Source organism: Amedibacterium intestinale (genome assembly GCF_010537335.1).
In the GTDB taxonomy this organism is placed as follows: Bacteria; Bacillota_I; Bacilli_A; order Erysipelotrichales; family Erysipelotrichaceae; genus Amedibacterium; species Amedibacterium intestinale.
Genome location: NZ_AP019711.1, coordinates 1,263,100 through 1,285,410 on the forward strand (window position 1 = coordinate 1,263,100; position 22,311 = coordinate 1,285,410).

24 protein-coding genes are annotated in these 22,311 nt (G+C 33.0%); 7 read left to right on the forward strand and 17 right to left on the reverse strand.

Annotated features, from left to right (window positions below):
• Nucleotides 1-207 precede the first annotated feature (207 nt).
• On the forward strand, nt 208-1,467 hold the full coding sequence (locus tag A9CBEGH2_RS06455) for a UPF0236 family transposase-like protein (protein WP_158572261.1): 1,260 nt from the start codon (nt 208-210) through the stop codon (nt 1,465-1,467).
• Nucleotides 1,468-2,374: 907 nt separating this feature from the next.
• Here A9CBEGH2_RS06455 and A9CBEGH2_RS06460 read toward each other — a convergent pair.
• From A9CBEGH2_RS06460 to A9CBEGH2_RS06515, 12 genes are all read right to left on the reverse strand, one after another.
• On the reverse strand, nt 2,375-2,887 hold the full coding sequence (locus tag A9CBEGH2_RS06460; protein ID WP_118277878.1) for a PepSY domain-containing protein: 513 nt from the start codon (nt 2,885-2,887) through the stop codon (nt 2,375-2,377).
• 105 nt (nt 2,888-2,992) lie between these two features.
• On the reverse strand, nt 2,993-3,505 hold the full coding sequence (gene bilS, locus A9CBEGH2_RS06465; RefSeq protein ID WP_118277879.1) for a flavodoxin family protein BilS: 513 nt from the start codon (nt 3,503-3,505) through the stop codon (nt 2,993-2,995).
• A gap of 41 nt (nt 3,506-3,546) precedes the next feature.
• The gene (gene pfkB, locus A9CBEGH2_RS06470; RefSeq protein ID WP_118277880.1) at nt 3,547-4,464 is read right to left on the reverse strand and encodes a 1-phosphofructokinase; all 918 of its coding nucleotides are present in this window, start codon (nt 4,462-4,464) and stop codon (nt 3,547-3,549) included.
• Between the two features lie 46 nt (nt 4,465-4,510).
• Nucleotides 4,511-5,332, reverse strand: coding sequence for a Cof-type HAD-IIB family hydrolase (locus A9CBEGH2_RS06475; protein ID WP_118277881.1), 822 nt, complete (start codon nt 5,330-5,332; stop codon nt 4,511-4,513).
• Between the two features lie 79 nt (nt 5,333-5,411).
• A complete protein-coding gene (locus A9CBEGH2_RS06480; protein WP_118277882.1) occupies nt 5,412-6,374 on the reverse strand; it encodes a type I phosphomannose isomerase catalytic subunit in 963 nt (320 codons plus the stop codon).
• A gap of 1 nt (nt 6,375) precedes the next feature.
• Nucleotides 6,376-7,176 carry a Cof-type HAD-IIB family hydrolase gene (locus A9CBEGH2_RS06485; RefSeq protein ID WP_118277883.1) on the reverse strand — a complete coding sequence of 267 codons (801 nt, stop codon included), beginning with the start codon at nt 7,174-7,176 and terminating at the stop codon, nt 6,376-6,378.
• A 141-nt stretch (nt 7,177-7,317) separates the two neighbouring features.
• Nucleotides 7,318-7,788 (reverse strand): superoxide dismutase family protein, encoded by a 471-nt coding sequence (locus tag A9CBEGH2_RS06490; RefSeq protein ID WP_118277884.1) that lies wholly within the window; start codon nt 7,786-7,788, stop codon nt 7,318-7,320.
• 43 nt (nt 7,789-7,831) lie between these two features.
• Nucleotides 7,832-8,434 carry a GNAT family N-acetyltransferase gene (locus tag A9CBEGH2_RS06495; protein WP_232057257.1) on the reverse strand — a complete coding sequence of 201 codons (603 nt, stop codon included), beginning with the start codon at nt 8,432-8,434 and terminating at the stop codon, nt 7,832-7,834.
• A gap of 2 nt (nt 8,435-8,436) precedes the next feature.
• Nucleotides 8,437-9,171, reverse strand: coding sequence for a GntR family transcriptional regulator (locus A9CBEGH2_RS06500; RefSeq protein WP_163104427.1), 735 nt, complete (start codon nt 9,169-9,171; stop codon nt 8,437-8,439).
• 21 nt (nt 9,172-9,192) lie between these two features.
• Nucleotides 9,193-10,080, reverse strand: a complete 888-nt coding sequence (locus tag A9CBEGH2_RS06505) for a sugar phosphate isomerase/epimerase family protein (RefSeq protein WP_115715417.1) — start codon at nt 10,078-10,080, stop codon at nt 9,193-9,195.
• Complete coding sequence (locus A9CBEGH2_RS06510; protein WP_163104429.1) at nt 10,070-11,809, reverse strand: class I mannose-6-phosphate isomerase; 1,740 nt, start codon at nt 11,807-11,809, stop codon at nt 10,070-10,072. Before A9CBEGH2_RS06510 ends, A9CBEGH2_RS06505 begins: the two co-directional genes overlap by 11 nt.
• A 15-nt stretch (nt 11,810-11,824) precedes the next feature.
• On the reverse strand, nt 11,825-12,379 hold the full coding sequence (locus A9CBEGH2_RS06515) for a glucose-6-phosphate isomerase family protein (RefSeq protein ID WP_163104431.1): 555 nt from the start codon (nt 12,377-12,379) through the stop codon (nt 11,825-11,827).
• A 307-nt stretch (nt 12,380-12,686) separates the two neighbouring features.
• On the opposite strand from A9CBEGH2_RS06515, the gene A9CBEGH2_RS06520 reads away from it, so the two are divergent.
• Both A9CBEGH2_RS06520 and A9CBEGH2_RS06525 read left to right on the forward strand, forming a co-directional pair.
• Nucleotides 12,687-13,700 (forward strand): Rpn family recombination-promoting nuclease/putative transposase, encoded by a 1,014-nt coding sequence (locus A9CBEGH2_RS06520; RefSeq protein ID WP_163104433.1) that lies wholly within the window; start codon nt 12,687-12,689, stop codon nt 13,698-13,700.
• A 95-nt stretch (nt 13,701-13,795) separates the two neighbouring features.
• Nucleotides 13,796-14,149 carry a hypothetical protein gene (locus tag A9CBEGH2_RS06525; RefSeq protein WP_118277708.1) on the forward strand — a complete coding sequence of 118 codons (354 nt, stop codon included), beginning with the start codon at nt 13,796-13,798 and terminating at the stop codon, nt 14,147-14,149.
• 350 nt (nt 14,150-14,499) lie between these two features.
• Here A9CBEGH2_RS06525 and A9CBEGH2_RS06530 read toward each other — a convergent pair whose 3' ends face one another.
• Together A9CBEGH2_RS06530 and A9CBEGH2_RS06535 are read right to left on the reverse strand one after the other, a co-directional pair.
• Complete coding sequence (locus A9CBEGH2_RS06530) at nt 14,500-15,714, reverse strand: IS256 family transposase (RefSeq protein WP_115715175.1); 1,215 nt, start codon at nt 15,712-15,714, stop codon at nt 14,500-14,502.
• Between the two features lie 130 nt (nt 15,715-15,844).
• On the reverse strand, nt 15,845-16,597 hold the full coding sequence (locus A9CBEGH2_RS06535; protein WP_118277709.1) for a GntR family transcriptional regulator: 753 nt from the start codon (nt 16,595-16,597) through the stop codon (nt 15,845-15,847).
• Between the two features lie 105 nt (nt 16,598-16,702).
• Here A9CBEGH2_RS06535 and deoC point away from each other — a divergent pair, with 105 nt between their 5' ends.
• The 4 genes from deoC to A9CBEGH2_RS06555 all read left to right on the forward strand — a co-directional run bounded on the left by deoC (nt 16,703) and on the right by A9CBEGH2_RS06555 (nt 19,870).
• The gene (gene deoC, locus A9CBEGH2_RS06540) at nt 16,703-17,392 is read left to right on the forward strand and encodes a deoxyribose-phosphate aldolase (RefSeq protein WP_115715422.1); all 690 of its coding nucleotides are present in this window, start codon (nt 16,703-16,705) and stop codon (nt 17,390-17,392) included.
• A gap of 1 nt (nt 17,393) precedes the next feature.
• Nucleotides 17,394-18,263 (forward strand): SDR family oxidoreductase, encoded by an 870-nt coding sequence (locus A9CBEGH2_RS06545; RefSeq protein ID WP_163104435.1) that lies wholly within the window; start codon nt 17,394-17,396, stop codon nt 18,261-18,263.
• A gap of 3 nt (nt 18,264-18,266) precedes the next feature.
• A complete protein-coding gene (locus A9CBEGH2_RS06550) occupies nt 18,267-18,911 on the forward strand; it encodes an SGNH/GDSL hydrolase family protein (RefSeq protein WP_115715424.1) in 645 nt (214 codons plus the stop codon).
• Nucleotides 18,912-18,991: 80 nt separating this feature from the next.
• Complete coding sequence (locus A9CBEGH2_RS06555; RefSeq protein ID WP_115715425.1) at nt 18,992-19,870, forward strand: beta-1,6-N-acetylglucosaminyltransferase; 879 nt, start codon at nt 18,992-18,994, stop codon at nt 19,868-19,870.
• Between the two features lie 144 nt (nt 19,871-20,014).
• Here the strand turns inward: A9CBEGH2_RS06555 and A9CBEGH2_RS06560 are convergent, their stop codons facing one another.
• From A9CBEGH2_RS06560 to A9CBEGH2_RS06570, 3 genes are all read right to left on the reverse strand, one after another.
• Nucleotides 20,015-20,956 (reverse strand): type I phosphomannose isomerase catalytic subunit, encoded by a 942-nt coding sequence (locus A9CBEGH2_RS06560; protein ID WP_163104437.1) that lies wholly within the window; start codon nt 20,954-20,956, stop codon nt 20,015-20,017.
• Between the two features lie 107 nt (nt 20,957-21,063).
• A complete protein-coding gene (locus A9CBEGH2_RS06565; protein ID WP_115715427.1) occupies nt 21,064-21,390 on the reverse strand; it encodes a hypothetical protein in 327 nt (108 codons plus the stop codon).
• A gap of 209 nt (nt 21,391-21,599) precedes the next feature.
• Nucleotides 21,600-22,211 carry a prepilin peptidase gene (locus A9CBEGH2_RS06570; RefSeq protein WP_115715428.1) on the reverse strand — a complete coding sequence of 204 codons (612 nt, stop codon included), beginning with the start codon at nt 22,209-22,211 and terminating at the stop codon, nt 21,600-21,602.
• Nucleotides 22,212-22,311 lie beyond the last annotated feature (100 nt).

The following is a 22,311-nucleotide window of genomic DNA, read 5'->3' on the forward strand; positions in this document are numbered from 1 at the left end:
AGACTGGTCTGTTACTTTTCCTTGGAACCAGCCATAAGGGAGGTCCTTGTATGAATAGTATATCACATGTTCCCTGAATCAGGTCATAATTCTGCTAATTATTTTCTTTCCTCTACTTTTTCTTTCCTTGAATCTATGGACGGCATCATCAATCCCGATTTCCCTGCGATTCTTTACGCTACTCTTGTTCATTGTTTACAATATGATATGAATAATTTTGCTTTACACATTTTTAATTCTGCTATTCACGCTATTGATTCCGCTTTTCGCGGCAATCCCGCAAGGACTCTTCATACTGTTTTTGGTGATCTTACTTTTAACCGCACTCTTTATAACGACAAACATGATAAACATCATCTTTTCTGCTATGTTGATCATGTCCTTGGCATCCCTAAATATATCCAATATGATCCTTGTATACGTTCTCTGATTTTTACCTATGCTCTTAAATTCAATTCTATGGAAAAGGTCGGTCTGGTTATCGGTGATTTGATACAAGGTTTTTCTTTTGGCCTAAATAATAGAAAATTAAAAGCTATCTCAAAACAGACAGTTTCTAATATTCTACACTTTTGTCCTTCTTTTTCTATTTCACCTGTTCGCTGCGAAAATACTCCAGATCATTTGTACATCATATCTGATGAAAAAAATAAATCGCTGCAGCATGAGCACTCAGATAATGATAAAGCTAGGAAAGCAATGATTAAAATGGCAGTCATTTTTGAAGGTGTCGAGCGTGCTGGCAATAGAAATAAACTTATCAACCCTTATACAGTAACGGGTTTTGGAAATACTTTTTGGCAAGATGTTTTAGACATCTTGCATGCACGTTATGATATGGACAAAGTGAAGCTGATAACAACCATGGGAGACAGTGTCCCCTGGATCTATGCTTCTGCTTCAGAATTAAAGACAGATAAAACAAACACCAGGTTCTTACTGGATGCATTTCATGCGAAACAGGCAATCAATAGAATCAGTACAAAAATGGAGAACAGGGAGCTGTTGAGTTACTATCTGATTCATGATGAAATAAAGGAATTCAAATATCTGGTAAATCTAATATCCCTAAACAAGAAAGAGGATAGAAAACAGAGAATCAATAAACAATGGAATTACATACGTACAAGATGGAAAGATGCTGTTGCAATATTTCAGTCCTCAGTTGGCTGCCCAATGGAATCACACATAGAACATAATCTGGCAACATTGATCAGCAGTGTACCGAAAGCCTATGGCAGAGGATGGCTTGAAAAACTTGTAGGATTTATCGCATTAGACAAGAATGGATATGATATGCAGGAGATGTATTTAAAAGCAGCGACGATAAAACAAGCTGATGATATTGTGAACTTTGATAAGCAGTTAGACTTAAGTATGTTTGATAAGAAGCCAGATACCTATGATAAAGGTAATAGTGGAAAAACAATACAAAACTTATTAAGAAGTATATCTAATAATTATTGACATTTAATAAAAAAGAGGGTTTGTCAAGGAAAATGTGTAAGTAAATTTTAAATACATATTGAAATATGTATTATGCAAAACATTGTTTAAAAGTAAGTGATGATAAGCACCAAAAGCCAGGTAGTTCTATCAAATAGCTGCCTGGCTTTTTTTATGTTACGGAAAACTCAGCGAAGTACCGCTGAGTTTGGGAAGACTTTAGTCAGTTGAAGTATGCAAAGCATACGAAACAAAAAACCACCTGCTACTGAGGTGAACCCATAAAATTGGACACGAGAGTGTAATATAAACCGTGTAAGTTGAGAACGTACGGCTCAACTCACACGGTTTATATTACACTCTCAAAAAAGAAAGATTTCTCTATAATAATCTATCTTCTTTATAATTCCCATAAACTTTTGACTCTATCAATACATTTAACTATTATTTTTTTCTTATTTGTTACTATTCACAACCAAATATGAAATATATGATACCTATAAAAAAAATTTAAATCAGCAGAAAATATATCCATTTATACTTACTTTTTTTTACATTTCATCTAATTTATGAATTAGCGATGTATAGTAATCCTTATTTGTATAAGACTTTTTCACTATTATAATATTGTATGAAATATTTATATCCATCTCTGTCTCTGTAAAACTATAGGCAAATTACTAAATCAGCTTCGAATCAAAACTTTTTTTGAACACTTCGCAGTCGACATACCTTTGAATAAAATTTTACTAATTCAAAAATGCTGTAAATTTTTTCTACAAGATAGCAGATGAAATCTTATCTGCAAACCACAGAATACATCATCTATATAATTTATGGCAGAAAGACTTCTGCTTTGTTTTTATTATCATATTAAAAAAAGGTTACTGTTTTATCAGCAACCATTCTAACTATATATGCATTTTAATTATCTGCTATCAGAATCAAAGTTTAATATTTCTCCCGTTGTTGTACTAATATCACAAGAATATTCTTTATTACCTGCATCAAAATCAATATCATAAACTTCTATTCCATTTTCTTTATCTAATTTAACTTTAACATTTTTCACATTCTCAGAAGAAACTTGAAATTTCTCATATGCTATTTGCAAAGCTTCATCTTGTGTTATTTTTTGATTACTTGAACCTGTTTTATCTTTTGTTACTTCAGGCATATTTTGTGCCATAGAAATCACTTGTTTCTCTTCAATTTTTCCACTCTTACTTATTTCATAGAAATAGCTATTGGAAGTATTTTGAAAATGAAATACATATTCATCATCTTCCATTCCTTCACTTGTAAACGTTACTTCTGCTTCCTTTACTTTGGCATCTTCCAACGCAATCTTTTTCGCCTCTTCGCTTGTCACCTTTCTTTGACAAGCCGTTAATCCAAACATCAATATTGCACTTGCTGCTACATATACTAGCTTATTCATAATACAATTCCTCCTAACACTTCATCAAATCATAGTAATTCTATAGTATACATCTTATAGAATACCCATAATTTCAAAAAAAAGACCGTACAAGAACAGTCTTTTCTATTTACATGATTTTAAAATCACTTGTGCAAACACCTTTGCCTGTATAAAATCATCTTCATTTGGGTGTTTTGAAGCTCGATCAAAATTATCAATCATCTGCTGTACTTTATTTTTGTCCACACTTGTTTCCAGCATATTCTCATAACGCTTACGAATTCCCAAAGGCATTTTCCCCTGGCACATAAATCCGTCTACATAGGTACAATCATCTTCTATAAACGCACTAACCCTTTGTAGAATGGAATTAAAATATTCTTGTGAGCCTCCAAAACCACATGTACCAAATAGGGCAATTTGTTTTCCATGTAGATTTCCTAAAAAATCCATCATATCTTGTGAACAGCATCCTTTATCTGTCCAAAATCCAGCAAAAATCATATCTGCCTGTTTTGCAGCTTCATTAACTTCTCCAAAATATACAACATCTTCTTTAGGAAGTTCTTGTGCAATAACCTCCGCAAGTTTTTTCGTATTTCCAGTATTACTGGAATATATTACTGCATAGCGCATACTGCTCATCTCCTTCTTTTCTATTGTAACACTTTTTCATTTTAAAACAAAGAATTTGACATCTTTTGAAGAATACTCTCAACCATTTCTTTTGAAGCGATTCCTTTTGAAAAAGCTGTTGCATTTCCACAGGAAACTCCTATTTTTAATGCATCGCGCATCGTAAATTTCTTTTCATAAGCATAAAGAAATCCTGCTACCATAGAATCCCCTGCCCCTACAGAATTTACAACTTCTCCTCTCAGTGCAGCACATTCTAAAACATCTCCATTTTTACAAACTAAAATTGCTCCATCACCTGCTAAGGATACTAATATATTTTGTGCGCCTGCTTTCTGCAAAAGTTTAGCATAACATATAAGTTCTTCTTTTGTATAAATTTTTACATCAAATAATTCTTCTAATTCTTGTTTATTGGGTTTTATTAAAAAAGGATGGTATGCCAATGTATGCCTCAATACTTCACTTGATGCATCTACTATGATTTTTATTTTTTTATCTTTTACTCTTTGCATAATATCTGCATATGTCGTTTCACTCATTCCTTTTGAAAGACTTCCACTTAATATCAAAATATCATTTTCTTTTAATTCTTCTAATTGGTTGATTAGCAATTCCATATGCATTGGTGAAACAATTGGTCCTTGTCCATTTATTTCACTTTCTTCTTCCGCATGTATTTTTACATTGACCCTAGTAACTCCTTCATCAACTTCTATAAACATTGGATTGATGCCATAATCTTTCACACCTTGAACAAATGCTTTTCCTGTAAAACCTGCCACAAATCCAAATGCATAACTATCAACACCAAGTATTTTCAACATATGAGAAACATTTATACCTTTCCCACCAAATATAAAATCTTCTTTTTGAATACGAGTGATTCCCCCAATACATAACCTAGGAAATTCCACTACATAATCAATAGAAGGATTCATGGTAACTGTATAAATCATAACTCTTCCTCCATTTCCTTTTTTCAGAAATATACAAAAAATAAAACTAACTTTTGCTTATTTCTGGAAATGCTTTAAATAAAGATAATGCAATACCGTCTTTATCATTTGATTCAGTAATTTCATCTGCGATTAATTTAATAGGTTTCACTGCATTACCCATAGCTACTCCATGCCCTGCATACTGCAACATAGTTAAATCATTCATTTCATCTCCAAAAGCAATAATTTCCTCTCTTGAAATCTGTAATTCATTTGTTATTTTCTTTAAAGAAGCTCCTTTATCGATACCATTTGGAACTACTTCAATATAAAAAGGTGCAGATGTATATATACTTAACCTATCTCCAAACGGGATACGGAAATCTTCAAAGCGTTCCTTTAAATATGCCTCTGGTGCACTGATTAAAAATTTATTTGGTTCATAATCTATATAATCTCTTAAATCTTCAACAACCTCAACTCCCATATTACAAGCAGATGCCTCATATTGCAGCTTGTATGTGTCCTCTTTATCTGTAATTACATTTTCCCCTTTATGTATCATAATATTTAAATTTAATGCCTTCGCATTGTTGATAATTGGCTTTATATATTTTTTTGGAATCGTACAGGAATATACTTCGTTTTGTGCAGGATAATCACACACATAAGCTCCATTATAACTTAACAAATAACCTCCATATACATCCATCATTAATTCTTTTGCTTCTTTATACAATCCAGGTGTTGGTCTTCCGCTAGCCAACACTAGTTTTACTCCCAACTTTTGTGCTTCTATTAAAGCGTATTTCGTAAGTGGTGATATTTCTTTCTGACTATTTGTCAGTGTCCCATCCATATCCATAACAATTAATTTATATTTCATAAGTCCCTCCATCCAGCACGAATCTTTTCCTGTGCCAAATAACTCCTTCTTAAAAGAAAATCCCTTTTCAGGGATTCTATTATACTTTTGATAAAATAAAACGGCAATTTCCTTTTATTTTAACATTTCCACTACCTGCACTTACAAAGAAACTATCTCCTTTTTTTGCAGGAAGTGATGTATCTTCTGTTTCAATAACACCTTCTCCATCGACAATTACAAAAGAAGCAAAACTCTCTTCATTTACATTTACATCACACTGTGAAGTCACATCATAAATATAAGTTGTAAAATAATCACAAGTTGCCATCATTGCATAACGATATCCTTCATATACCTGTTCTTCACCACAAGGTTTAAAATCACTTTCCAATGGTTTCAAATTAGATACATCAATTGCCTTATCAATATGCAATTCTCTAGGTTTTCCATCTTTACCAACACGTCCAAAATCGTACACACGATAAGTCGAATTTGAATTTTGCTGAATTTCACAAATAACAATTCCTGCTCCAACTGCATGAATCGTACCAGCTTTTATAAAGAACACATCTCCTTTATGTACAGGAACACTCTTTAATACATCTAAAATTGTATTATTTTCAATTCTTTCTTTGAACTCTTCCTTTGAAATTTCCTTATTTGTTCCATAGTAAAGCTGTGCACCTTCTTCCGCATCCAAGATGTACCACATTTCTGTTTTTCCATATTCTTTTTCTACACGCAAAGCGTATTCATTATCTGGATGTACCTGAATAGATAAATTTCCTTTTGCATCAATAAATTTGATTAACATAGGGAAATTTTCAAATGCCTGTCCTTTCGTACCCAAAGCATCTTTTCCTAATTTTTCAAGATATTCTCCAAACAACATCCCTTTAAATTCTCCACTATCTACAACACTTTGTCCATCTTTATGTGTAGAGAGTTCCCAACTTTCTGCTACAATATCCAAATCTGTTTTCTTGTTGTATGCCTCTTTTAATTTTGTACCTCCCCATAAATAATCTTTAAATGCAGGGAGAAGTTTTACCATAGCCATATTAAATTACCTCCAATTTCTTTAGTGCTTCATATATTCCCTCTTCTTTTACAGTTCCTGTAACCATACAGCAAACTGCATCAAGTTTTGGATCATGCTTTCGCATGGCAATCCCATGTCTTACATCACGCAACAACTCGACGTCATTATCTCCATCACCAAATGCATATGTATTTTTATAATCAATATGATAATAATCCATGATAGCTTTTGCGCCAACACCTTTATGTACTTGCTTATATCCAAGATCAAAAGAATTACAATTGCGATGACGACATATTTGATAGTGATTTTCAAGTCGTTTTATCGCTTCTTCTAAATGATTCTTATCTTTGCATATTAAAGTAATCTTAGAAATTTTATCCTTTACCTGTTTTAAATCTTTGTATTGTACAAAGTTGTCTAGTGGAATCTTAAAATTTTCTATAAAATGCAAGTATTCCCTATCTTCCATATCCTGTACATAACAAAATGAATTTCCTTCCAGAATAAAATTCACATCTTCTTTCATAGTGTATTCAATAAGTTTTCTTAATTCTGCTTCATCAAAAATCACTTTATGTATTTCTTTCCCATGAATTGTAGCATATGCCCCATTGCATGTCACATATCCATCTAAAGACAGATTTCTTGCTTCTTGAGGAATATAGCTTAAAGCCCTTCCTGTCGCCAACACACACAGATAGCCTTTATCCTGTAACAAAGAAATGGCTTTTTTTGTTTTCACTGTTGGTTCATAAATTTCATCTCTTTCATCCACTAATGTACCATCATAATCATACAATACAAGACCTTTTATCATACAACAACCTCCATCTTTATTATATGGCAAACAGAATATGAACGCAAACAAAAATCATTTACTACAGCACATTCCTGACGTTTGTCAATTTGTAAGCAAAGACATCACATAGAAGCAGAAAACTGCCTTTAAAAGGCAGTTTCAATCTTTGATATATTTGATTTTCCCACACGCAATCATAGAACCAGAATTTCCTGATGGCTGTGTATGAAAGTCATCAGGTCCTGCATGAATTATCATGGTTTTCCCAATAATTTCATGCATTGTAAAACGATCATCCATCACACTCATCATCGCCATTCCTTCTTTATTAGCAAACAATGGTGGAAGATCCCCTGCATGATAAGGATGTGGACAATCATTAGGATTAAAATGTCCTAATACATCTTTAAAAGGTTCCTGCCTTGTTCCCTTACAAACATCTCCTGTATGAATATGAAATCCAAAAATCGGCTGATTACAAGAAATTCTGTTCGGCATTGGAAGTCCCTTCACATCTGCTTCTATCAATATACCATCTTCTGTTTCATAAAAGAAAACCATGCCTTCTACACTAGCATATTTCATAGAACCTTTGATACAACAATATGCATCTGGATAACGTTTTTTCATCTTTCAACCTCCCACATAGTATATGAGATCGTTGATTAAAAAGTTACTCTCTATTCATTTCTTCTATTTTTCTAAAAATCAAATCCCAGGCTTTATCATTATCTTTTTGATACGTTTCTTTCTTCGCATTAAAATTTTGTGGCATATCTCCTCTGTATGGAACAAAGCCCATTTTTAGATACATAGAAATAGCTACATAACTATTGGTCTGACTTGTAAGATACAGAGTTTCTTTTCTACCTGTTTGTTCATATAGCTGCATTGCTTTTATAAGAAGAGCCTTAGCTAAACCTTGTCTTTGATGAAGAGGATCAACCCCTAACCAATGAATTCGATATCGTTCCACTCCAAAATGATGTCCCGGCCAAATAGAACTTGTACCAACTAATTTTTTATCTTTATCAACAAGTAGAAGAAAAAACTTTTTCACTTTTTCTAAATCATAAAAAGTCTTCTCAAAATACAATTTTCCTTCTTCATAATTTTCAAATTCACCTAAGGTAACATGAAGCTTGATCCATGCATCTTGATAAGAAGGATCATACCTTTGAAATTGATATCCTTTAGGTAAGATAATATCAGGAAGTTTTCTTTGCTCTTCCAACAACATCAATACTGGAAAAAAAGGAATTGTTTTATCTAACATGCTCATACGCTTCTTTCTATTGCATAAGAGTATTTTTCTCCTGGATAATAAGATATTGTATACTCTAAAACTCTACCCATCTCATCATAAGAAATTCTTTTACGAATCAAAACTGCATCATTTTTTTTAATATGCAGTTTTTCCGCAAGATTTTTACTAGCTTTTATCGCATGAATCATTTCCTTTGTCTTCTTAGGTTGTGGAATATTCAATTCTTTTAGTAATTCATACATACTACCCTGGTATTTTTCATCATCTAAAGGAAGATTTTTATCTTTTGAAAAGTACGTAACAAAATAAACAATTGGTTCTTTATTAGCAGTTCTTACACGACTTAGACGATAGAGTTCATCCTTTTCCTCACAATGAAAAACCTGTGCGCATTCTCGATCTGCATGTACAATTTCCATATGTGCATAGCTCGTTCCAGGTTCCATTCCTCTTTCACGCATCTCATCTGTAAAACTTTTAATATGCAGCAAATCTTCTTCTATACGATCCTGCATCTTGACGCGAGTTCCTTTGCCTCTGGCGCGTTCTACCAATCCATCCTGTTCTAACTGTGCAATTGCCTGACGTGCCGTAATACGGGATACATCATATTTTTTCTGCAAAAGCGCTTCACTTGGAATAAGTTCTCCTTTTACATAAACATTTGATAAAATATCTTTTTTTAATATTTGATAAATTTGAAGATACATTGGCATAGCACCTTTGCTTGTATCTAGTTTTCCCATATTTTTCACCTCGTCTCAAGATTATTTTTGTGCTAATTTCATTAAATCTTTCATAGAAGAAAGTGTTTCCTCATAACTCACTTCTGGTTCCAAAGAAAGTTTACAATTTAATTTTTTCAAGCCATCCCACATATCCTCAAAGGCAATATCTCCCTTTAAAAGAGCTTTATGAATAAAAGGTTTCTTTTGAGATTCATCATAATGATAATTTTTTAAGTGTACATGTACGATTTTATCTTTTATCAATTCAAACTCTTCTTTTAAATTTAATGTTAAAAATTCATGAGGGACCTTCTTTATTTCTGCACGATAAGAATTTGCCGGATCCCATAATAATCCAACATTTGGATGTGCAATTTCTTTAATCATACGATACGTCATTTCACCTTTAGGGCAGTGAGAATAAGGGCAATTTTCTACCGCAATCATTATACCATAAGATGCAGCAATATTACCTGCCTCTAGCAGGTGTTTTTTGATTTCTTCTCGATCTGCGTCATTACCTACCACCACTATATCCTCATTATCAGGATAGCGAAATGGAAATACACGTACAATGGAACAGTCTAATCTTTTCGCAATCTTACAAGCACGCTTCAAATATGCAAGGTGGGTGCTTATATCACCTGTTATCGCATGAAACGTTTCATTGAACAAAGATACTTTATAATTCTCATATAAAGGTGCTAGAAAAAAGACGGTGGATGCGATAGCGGAAACTTTTATTCCGTTCACATCCAGAATCTTTTTGATTTCTTCTACTTCTGTATCACTGCATTCTTCAATACTTTTTCCAAAAACATTATGCAGTTCCACATAAGAGAATCCTTCTTCTTTTGCTTTCTTACAAGCTATTTCAATATCTTCATCAATCTGATCGCTAATAATTGAACACACATTAGTTCGCATTACGTACGTACGCTTTCAGCACCTTGATTTCTTTTCCTTCGCTTTCTCCATAAGGGCGAATGGTATATGCCCCAGCAGATGCAGGAACAATGAAAGTTTCTGCATAATGTACAACATAAGGTTCAAAACTGTTATCCACACTTTCAATAATAGCTTCTCTACCATCAATTAAATTTAACATATTGACAGTCCCTTTTGTATCATGATAAGAAACCTTATCTGTTGTATAACGTCTTGTTTCAATAAATTCAAGTTCATGTAAACCAGTATGTTCAACTTTACATTCCTTATTATTTTCTTCTTCTACTTCATAAATGGCATTTACCAGATTCTCTTTTACCCATGGCGTTGTGCGGTTCCACTGAATAACCTCTTTTCCATGTTCTACGTGCACTGGTCTTGGTTTTCCATCCAATCCTAAACGATCCCAATCCCATAATTTAAATGTAAAGATATATGGTGTAGCACTGATTTCAAGTACCATGGCATTGCTTCCAGAACAATGGCAAGTACCTGCTGGAATTAAGAAATGATCATGTTTTTTTGCTGGGAAACGATTGATGTATTTTTCAGCATCAAATGAAATTTCTCCTCGATTTGCTCTTCTTAAATCTTCAATCATTTCATCTGGATCAATGCCTTCTTTTAAACCAAGATATACACAAGCATCATCCCCTGCATCCAAAATATAGTAGCTTTCATCCTGTGTATAAGTCATACCAAACTGTTTTTTAATATATTCTGTTAATGGATGTACCTGTAAGCTTAGGTTTTGTCCACCCATCGTATCTAAGAAGTCAAAACGAATTGGGAATTCTGCACCAAAACGTGCAAATACCTGTTCTCCAAGAAGTGGTTTTGGCTGATATAAAACTAAATCCATTGCCGGAATTTCTACCTTTACACCTTCAACTTCCAAATATAAAGAGTTTTCTTCTGGAACACCATCAAAACTCCATGCGAAGTTTGGTTTTTCTTTATCTAATCCGCAAACATCTTTCATCCACTGACCACCCCAAACGCCTGGGTCAAAATAAGGTACTGTACGGAATGGCTGTGTAGCTGTCTTCTTTAATCCTTCACGGAATGCATCACCACAAATCATCTTAGGTTCGCCTTTTTTATTTGTATCTACAAGATAATCAATATCTTCAAACAAAGTAGCTTTGTGTTTATCTGCAATTCTCCATTCAATAAAGAATCCACGTTTGTTTTTTCTTAAAGGATCTTCATCATAGTTGCTGCATTTATAATTTCCCATACCTGCACGATAGCGAAGCTGGATTTCCCATCTTGCCATATCAAAATAGCATAATACATCACCCTTTGTTACAAGAGCTGCACCAAAGCCATATACGATAACTAGTCCTTCTGCTTCTTCTACCTGTTTTTTTGCCTCTTCCAGTTTATCTGTATCAATGAAATCCATGACTTCTCCATAATACATGCGTCCAAAAACACGATCGTCTGTCAAATGATATTTTAACTGCTCACTGATACGTTCTTCTGATTTAAAAATTTCCTTCATATCAATGAATAAAGATGGTTCCAATTTTCTCAATTCAGGAATAATTTCTTCATCAAATACACCTGGATACGTATCACAAGTATAAACCTGTTTTCCTTCTTTTCTTTCTTTTTTCAACTGTTCAAGAATTGTTTCATACCCACAGAATACGTGATATCCTTCTACTTTTGTAGCAGGATACTTGTTGTAATTGCTTGTCATTTTTAAGTCCTCCTCTTAACGTTTTACTTCTTTAAATAAAAGCTCTCCATTTTTATCCTTAAACACTCGATAACCAAATGGCATAGCCTCAACAGCAGCATAATCATGTCCAGCTTCCTTCCCCCAGCATGCAGCTACTTTCATTACTTCTTCGCCTGTATTGATCAGACGATGTGCAAAATGACCATCAATATGATGAAGAGAACCCTCAAAAACTTCTTCAGCCCATGTATTTCCTTCTTCATCCATCAACATTAAAAGTCCTTTTCCACTGATTCCATAATAAATCTCTGTACACTCTCGATTTTCATGCCAATGACCTCTTGTCATATTACATTCTCCATCTACAGTCAAAGGATACAAAACGGTTAATCCCCAGTTTAAACTAGCTTTACATGTTGTATCTGGTGTATAAGAGTATACATCATACATTCCTGTTTCTTCATCCAAACAGCCATCATTCAAATAAAAAGATTTAGCATCTTTATATACTTTTGTACTTTTTATAACATTTTCTCCTTTGATAACGTCATCTATTGGATGATATACAGTACTTTTCAATACTTTCATGTTTTCCCTCCTTTGATTGTTATATCATTATGACATGTACAATCCTATTTTAGATTGCATACATAAAAATGTCAAGTTTCGATTAAAATTAAAACAACAAAGAATAAGATTATTGAAAAAAAGCTATGATATTTTTCTATTTTTTGTATTTTTACCTGTTTGTTTCGTATAAGTTAGTGAACAGGGTAAATGTATGCCCTGTATATCACGATATCGGTATAGACAAACAATATTCATATTTTTATAATGAAGATGAATATGTATCATCTTCCGATATCGTAAAAAAGAAAGGAAATAGGTGATGCGTATGTCAAATCTGGATATTTTATCCAGGGATTTCTGGAAGGACAACAGGCGTTTTGCGGATTTATTCAACACTGTCTTATACGATGGAAAACAGGTCATTCTTCCTGAAAAACTGATGGAGGCAGACAGCAATCTGTCAGGAAGCATTCAGACAAAAAAGAAGGAAGATGTCTTTATCGAAAGAAGGGCAGATCTAATTAGAAAGTTTGCAGGGGACAGTGAATATGCCATCTTCCTGCTGGAAAACCAAAGCCACATCCATTATGGGATGCCTTTGCGGGTAATGTTGTATGATGCCCTAGGGTATCGTGAAGAATGTGCAAAGAAGAAAAGAGAAAACAAAAAGAATGCAGTTTATGCAAACAGGGATGAATTCCTGTCAGGAATGCGAAAAGAAGAAAGAATCCATCCTGTATTTACCTTGGTAGTATATTATGGGGAAAAGCCATGGGATGGACCAAGAAGACTGAAAGATATGATGGTGGATATGCCAAAATGGATGGAGAAAAGCTTCAGCGACTATTCTATGAATCTGCTGGAAATACGATTAAGTGAACATACATTTCAAAACGAGGATGTAAGCAGGCTTGTTTATATGATCCAGCACATCTACAGAAAACAGATAGTAGAGATGAAAAAAGAATGTGCAGATGTGTATGTAAAAAAAGATGTCATAAAGCTGGCAGGAGTTATAACAGAAAATGAAGAAATCATAAAGTATGCGGAAGAACATAAAGAAGAGGAGGTACTAAATATGTGTGAAGCAACGAAACAGTGGGAAGAAAAAATAAGAAATGATGTCATCAACATGATGGGAGTAAGAAAAGAAGGAGAAGAAAACCTTGCACCTGAAGAAGCAATTGAAAGATTAAAAGCTGCAGAAAAAAACGAAGGTATTCTTGAGGGCAAAGTAAAAGGAAAAGCTGAAGAAAAAATGGAAATTGCAGAAAAAATGAAGGCAGAAGGATTTGACAATGCTTTGATTGAAAAACTAACAGGAATCCTTCTACATTAGAATTACATACAAAAACCTCTTTGTATGCTACTATACGAAGAGGTTTCAATTACAGTTTAATGTAGAGTAATAATGAAAAATAAAGAAATACATAAATGTATATAGTCATAAAGCTGGCAGGAGTCATAACGGAAAATGAAGAAATATTAAACTATGTAAAAGAACATAAAGATGAGGAGAAAATCAACATGTGTGAAGCAACGAAGAGATGGGAACAAAGATGGACACGAAAAATTACAGATGGATTCATCAATATGATGGGAGTTAGAAAAGAAGGAGAAGAAAATCTTGCACCTGAAGAAGCAATTGAAAGATTAAAACTAAAAGAAAAAATAGAAGGAGAAGCAAAAGGAAAGGCTGAAGAAAAAATAGAAATAGCAGAGAAAATGAAAGAAAAAGGATATTCGACGAAAGAAATAGAAGAACTAACAGGAATCCTTCTACATTAGAATTACATACGAAAACCTCTTTGTATGCTACTATACGAAGAGGTTTTATTTTATTATTTAATATTTATATAATAAGAATAATAAGTAATTCCCTACCTTTCTAACTCAAAATAAGAAGCTGAGAAGAGAAATTATTAAGAAAAAAACAAAAGAAGGGGCGTAATAACCCCTTACCAATAGAAAGTTAAAGGAAAAATAGAGAATGTGAAATATCATGTGTAAGTAATTTTTGACATAGTTCGATTTGTGAAAGTCGAATATTGTCTATGCATCTTTGTTTTTATCTATTAGTCAGTATACCCAATTATTTGGATTTTATACTGACTTTTTATAATTTAATTATTACAATCCTATGCTTGTATTCCATCCATTATCATTAGCTGATTCTGTATTATGTCCCAGTTACGACATCTTTGGGTCCATCTGCTGCTCAGATTTTGTATTGCCAGATACAGCATTTTTCTCAAGCTATCATCATTTGGAAATACATTCTTCGTTTTTGTTACTTTTCTAAATTGTCGATTTAATCCTTCAATTGCATTTGTTGTGTATATGATTTTTCTGATTTCCACCGGATAATCAAAATACGTGCTTAGTATGTCCCAGTTATCTTCCCAGCTATGTACAGCCATTGGATAGTATTTGCCCCATTTTTCTTTGAAAATTCCTAACTGACCGATTGCTTGTTCTTCCGTATTTGCCTGATATACCATCTTCAGATCTTTCATGAATTCCTTGATGTGCTTATAGCTTACAAAGCGAGTACTGTTGCGAATCTGGTGGATGATACAGCGCTGTATTCTTGCTTTTGGATATACAGCTGTGATTGCTTCTCTAAACCCTGCAAGTCCATCTACACAGAATAGAGAAACATTCTGTACCCCTCTGCTCTTCAGCTCATTTAATACTCCCATCCAGTATTTAGCGGATTCACTTGCACCTACCCACAATCCCAGTACTTCCTTGATTCCTTCATTGTTGATTCCTAAAATGACATAAGCTGCTTTTGTTACTATCTGGTGATCTTCACGTATCTTATAATGAATGGCATCCATAAAAACAAAAGGATAATATGCCTCTAAAGGTCGGTTCTGCCATTGCGTCACTTCAGGAAGAATACGTTCACTTATCTTGCTTACCAGGCCCTCTGAAATTTCTACATCATAGAGACCTTTGATTTGTTCCTTGATATCACGGGTTGACATACCAGCAGCATAAAGAGATAAAATACGATCTTCTATGCCGTCTGTATTGCGTTGATATTTACTGATGATCTGAGGTTCAAATTCACCGTTGCGATCTCTTGGAACGTTGATTTCCACTTCGCCTAACTGCGTCTTCATCGTCCTTTTAACAGAGCCATTACGATAGTTTTTTTCTCCTTCATCATTTCTTCTTTCCGCATGATTATAACCCAAATGCTGATCCATTTCAGCCTGCAGAGTTTGTTCCAAAACATCTGCAAACATTCCTTTCATACAGTTCATAATATCTTGAGTAGATGTAAACTTTTGCTCATTAACCAGATCCCTGATTTGTTTTGTCGAAATAAAAGATGTGTTCATGTTGATTTCCTCCTTGTAAGTTTGTTTTACTTTCACATTCTTACCTGTTTTCAACTATTTACACATCTTTTTTTATATTCCCGAAAAATAAAGTATTTTCCTTTCTAACTAAAAATTCAACAACTTTTCTTCATATTTTTGTATTTGTCAATTTCATTGTAAAACTATTTCTCTGTCCATGATAAGAAGCAATTGAGACTTCTACAGCTTCATTTTCTTTTGTATAAGCAGTTGTACATACATGCAAAATAACATCATCTTCATTCATATTTAAATATTCTTTTACTTTTTTATCTGCATGTGCTGCCTCCACAATACGATCTACATACGCAATACTGCAGTTATAGTCTTTTTCCATGATGTTGTATAAAGAAAATTTTGTAAAATCATACTTTTGAATATTAGAAAACCGTTCAAAAGGAAGATAAGTCTCTACATACACCATTTCTTTATCATCTGCATAACGTACTCTTTGTAAATAAATAACTTTATCTGTTTGCAGCTGTCTACAAACATCTGGTGCTTTTATAACCTCACATCCAATTACTTTTGTTGATGGGTGCAATCCTAATGATTCCATCTCTTCATTATAACTGCTTAATTTTTGAAAAAAATAACCTTCCACTTTAGGCTGTGAAACAAATGTTCCTTTTGCTTTTTTACGTATTATATAACCTTCCTTTATTAATTCAGAAAATGCCTGTCGTATCGTAGGTCTGGAAATATCCAGTAATGCGCATAATTCTGACTCTGTTGGAAGTTTATCTCCAGACTTAAAATATCCCTCATCAATCAACTTTAACAATTGTGTTTTTAACTGATAATAGAGAGGAACAGGTAGTGTTTTATCAATGAGAAAATGCTCTTTTAACTTTTTATCCATATAAATCCCTGCTTTCTATTCCATTATAAAAGATAAAAGACAATTTGACAACCATATATCCTAATATTATAATGTAATTACATTATGTTAAAGGAGGATATTAAGATGAATGTAAATGAACTTAATGAAACATCACTAGCAGCATTATTCGATCACACTTTCTTAAAAGCTTATGCAACAAAGGATGATTTTAATAAACTTTGTGAAGAAGCAAAAAGCATTGGTGCAGCTATGGTGGCAATCAATTCTTCACCTGTTTCCTATTGCAAAGAGTTATTAAAAGATACAAAAGTGCATGTAGGGGCTGCAATTTCTTTTCCATTAGGACAAACTCCACTGGAAGTAAAATTAATGGAAACGGAAACTGCTATTAAACAGGGTGCAGATGAAATTGACTATGTTATTAACATAGGAGAAGCAAAAATGCACCATTGGGATTACATTAAAGAAGAAATGAAAAAAATGAGCGAGCTATGTCATAAATATCATGTTCCCTGCAAAGTTATTTTCGAGAATTGTTATTTAGAAAAAGATGAAATAAAAAAACTTGCGCAAATAGCAAAAGAAGTCAAACCAGACTATATTAAAACAAGTACCGGATTTGGCACAGGTGGTGCAACTGTAGAAGATGTTAAGTTAATGAAAGAAATTGTTGGAGATGAAGTAAAAGTAAAAGCAGCTGGAGGAATACGTGACTGGGCTACATGCAAGGCCATGATTGAAGCTGGTGCACAACGTATAGGAACAAGCAGTTCTTTAAAAATACTGGAACAATTCAGAAAGGAACAAAAGTAATATGAAAAAAATCATTATTACCGGAGGAAATGGTTTTATAGCTTCTTTAGTAAAAGAAAAATTGCAAACTTCTTTTGAAGTTATTTCTATGACTAGGAATGATGCAGATTTAAGCGATGCGGAAGCAGTAAAATCTTATTTTGATTCACGGGAATTTGATTATGTTTTCCATACGGGGGCAATGGCACAAACTGCAGATTGTGAAAACTATCCGGAATTAACCTACAAAGTGAATGTAGAAAGTACAAAAATTATTGCGGATGCCTGCATGAAAAAACATGCTCGTCTTATCTTTATAAGTACAGAACAATGTTTTAATGGCAAAACTGAAAAAGGACCATTTAAAGAAGATGATGATGTATGTTCTGTAACACGTTATGGTCTTCATAAGGTAGAATGTGAACAATATATCACTTCTCACCTAGATGATTATCTCATTTTACGTTTTTCCTGGATGTTTGGATTAAGCCGACCTAAAGTAAAAGCATCTCCAAATATCATACAAAATGTTATGAAAGCAATGTTTTATCATACCCCAACACAATTTACTGTAAATGAAATTCGAGGTATGACTTATGCACAAAAACTAGCTGATCAGTTTGAAAAAATTCTACAATTAGAATCAGGTATTTATCATGTCAGTGATATCAACACCCATAATACTTATGAATCCGCAAAAATAGTTGCACATATGTTAGGATATAAAGATGATGAAATCAATACTTATATTCTCCCTAATCATGAACGTTATAAAGAACGTTTTCGCGATTATCGTTTAGACAATCAAAAACTAGAACAGGCAGGAATCTCTTTTGGAACTTTTGAAGAAAATGTTGAAGCCTGTTTAAAAGATTTTGGATGGATGAAATAGCGTATGAAAATTTTATGTTACGGAGATTCCAACACATGGGGATTTGATAGAGAACATAATTGTCGTATCCAGCAAAGATGGACAAAAGTTCTTCAATCACTATGTGCAAAAGATGAAATTATAGAAGCAGGGTTAAATGGAAGAACCACTACTTTTGATGATCCTTACAATGAGCATCGAAACGGAAGAAAAACTCTACCTGTTTTATTAAAACAGCACCAGCCTCTGGATATGCTTATTATTATGCTTGGCACCAATGATTTAAAAAACGTTTTTCATGCCAGTGAATTTGCTATTGCGAAAGGAATACGAGAACTTATTCGTATCACACGCAATCCTTATCTTTATGAATTCGATTATAAACCTCCAAAAATTTTAGTAGTCGTTCCCGCTCCCATTCATCCTGACTATAAAGAAAATGAAAGTATTATGGCCGATTTTGGAGATCGAGGCTATGAAATAAGCCTTAAACTGAAAGATACATATAAAGATATTACGGATGAATACCAATGCGAGTATTTAAATGCAGGAGATTTTATATGCGCACACAACTTTGATTGTGTTCATATCAGTGAAGAAAGTCATATAATACTTGCACAAAAAATAAAAGAAAAAATTGAAGAAATACGTATACAGGAAGGGTTGTAAAACAGCCCTTTTTATGACTTTTATCACTTACATCACTTAGAAAAAATGCTATAATAAATATATATTTTGGAGGAATTTACATGACAATTGCATATCTAATACATTCTGAACGTCCTTATGATGAATTACAGGAATTGATTACGCAGCTAACAAAACAAGGAGATCATGTATTCATCATGATTAACGATAATGAGCTGCGTGATCAGATTGCATTTACCTTTATGGAATATTCGAAAGTGCATATCTCACAAAAACAAATGTATGCACAAGAAGGAGATCTTTCTTTAGCGCGAGGTACTTTAATGCAAATGAAAGAAGCATTGCAGCTGAAAAATCAGGAATTTGATTATTTTATTAATCTTACAGATGGCATGGTTCCATTAAAATCTAGAATGGAAATACTGGCGTATCTAAAACAATACCCTGACAAAGACTTCTTCTATGTTGACAGAAGTGAAAAAGATGATCCTGATTTACGTAAAAAAACAGAAAAATATTATCCTTACACAAATATTATTACATTTCCAACAAACAAATTTGTTCGTGCAATGACAAGAGGGATGGCTTCTATTTTATATGCTTTCCATTCTAAACGTAACTTAGAAGATGAAATTTTAATTGGGAGTCCCTGGTTTATTTTAACAAGAAAAAGTGCAGAGATTTTAATAGAAAATTTTAGTTACTGTTCCAATACCTATAAGCTTTCCTGGTATGCAGAAGAGTTATATATTCCTATGATGCTTCATAAATTTGCACCTGAGCGTTATCAGGAACACATTAACGATAATTTAAGAGCCGTTGGAGATGGAAAATGGATAGAAAGCCATGTTGTATTGCCTTGTACTACAAAAGCTATTGAAACATGTCCAAATGCTTTATTTGGAGGTCGTATTTCTGCAGAAACAGAAGCTGGTTTATATAGCAGTTATTTCGATATTTATAATGCAAATTTAGGATAATAAAAACTACCAGTAAAAATGAACTACATGGTTTGATTGTTCAAATCCTGTAGTTCATTTTTATATATTTCCTGCTTTCTTAAGCACTAAAAAAGGTTAACCTCTGCATATCATGCAGAAATTAACCAAATAACAACCTTATTCTTATTTTACAAAACTCAACAGAATTCTAGTTTTTCCTTTTACAGTTACTTTTGAACAGTCTGCAGGAATAAATATGCTTTCAGTATAAGCAAAATCAACTTCCTGTCCATCCCATTCAATCTTAGCATCCTGTTTCATATTACTAATCGTAAAGAACCGTTTTCCATCTTGAGGAAGAACATATTCTTCACAAATATCAATTAGCTTTACACTAAACTCATCACGATCTACAAGCTGCTTTTCCACATTCATATTTACATTTTCGAACGGATTTGAAATCTTTTTACACTCCAATGTGAAATCAGCAACATCAAAACTTTTCTTTATATGCAATTCTCTTGGATTTCCGTTTGCATCTCTTCGATCATAATCGTAAAAACGATAAGTGACATTTGAATTTTGACCAATTTCTAAAGCAACGATTCCTTTCCCCAGTGCATGAAGCATACCTGCATCAATACAAACAAAATCCCCTTCTTGTACAGGAATTTTACGAACATATTTTTCTACTGTATTATCTTCAACTGCTTTTTTTAATACATCAGCATCTGCAATGGTAGTTCCAGCAACTAAAGTTGCTCCCTCTTCTGCTTTCAAAATATACCATGACTCCGTTTTACCTTCATCATTTTCATGCTTATGTGCATATTCATCAAATGGATGTACTTGTATTGATAAATCATCTTTTGCATCAAGAAATGCTAAACGAACCATTTTCGAACGAGGAATTTCTCCTAAAATAGCTTTGGGATTATCTTCCAGTAAATCCCAAAGTGTCTTCCCTGCATATTCTCCATTCAAAATTTCATTTTTAGAATATGGATGAGCACTTACCTCCCAAATCGTTCCAAAGCCTGTTTCCTTAATACCACGAAGTTTCGTTAAATTATCATTTGCCCAAATTGTTTTATCATAAATCGGTTTCAGTTTTAATGGATACATTATATCATTCCTCTCTTTCTCAAATATTATAATATGAAGATGCATAAAAAACAATAAATGTTATAACATTATATCTTAATAAATTAAATAGAAGCATTTATCTACCTCTATTTTAATAAATACTGCAATAGCAACACAAATAGCAATGCAATGACAGGTATTCCCAATAAACCTGCATAAGCAAAATTCACTTTACGAACAACCTTATCCCACGCCTTTTGATCAAAATAATACTTCTCATCATCCGTACGTTTCACAACTCCATTATCCATCAAATTTGCAATTGTATATGCAATGATTTGCGTAGGCATAGGAATTTTTCCTATTTTATCATACCCAATTGCTGTATCGGGTGAAAATGCATAATTTTTCTTTAATATATCAATTACCTTCCTTGCTGCTGTCTGCTGTGTTGTTTTACCTTTTTTTGCCATATCCTTACCTCTCTATTTTCTAAAATTTTCCTTCCCTTTATGGTATGCATTACTATCTATGTACAGTTTATAAATATAAAAGTGAACTAGAATACCATCATTTCCATGTATCATTCAAACTTCATATATCAACTGCATTTTTACACTACTATTATACATGATACATCCCATAATTTTAAGGGGATAAAGTTAGTCAATGACATTTGTACTTAATATAATGAAAAATACCAGTTTACAATACATTCCCCATATAAAGAAGCTAACATAAAGCCAAAGCATAAAAATGGTCCAAATGGCATTTTAACATTTTTCAGTTTTTTCTTTTTTATAAGAATGCATAGTGCAGCAATTCCCGCTGCTATAACCGCAATAATAAAAGCACAAATCATATTACTCAAACCAAGATATAAACCAGCAGCTGCACAAAGTTTTATATCTCCAAACCCAAAACTGTCAGCTTTTACTTTACATAATGTAAACAAAAATAAACTAATCGAAACCATCCCTAAAATATGACTTAAAACATTTACAGAATTGTTAAATATACCATTTGCCAATGCACAGACAAATAGTATACCAGTCAAACTATTAGGAATTCTCAACGTATACACATCTATTAAAGAAATGTTTATCAAAACCATATACCATATAAAAGAAATGAATTTCAGATACTCTTCTTCATTGTAATAACAAGAGACATAACTCAATATAACTCCCGAAATCAAAGACCATATAATTAAATTTTTATGTGTCCACTTTCTTATATAATAATTCAAAAGAAGAGTTGCAGAACAGCAAAACAAAAGATAGAAAGAAAACATGATATCACACTCCTAACAATTCTATCTATAACTAATTACGTATTGCTTTCTGCAAATTACAAATTTTAAATAAAAAAGTTTCAGATTTTGTATCTGAAAA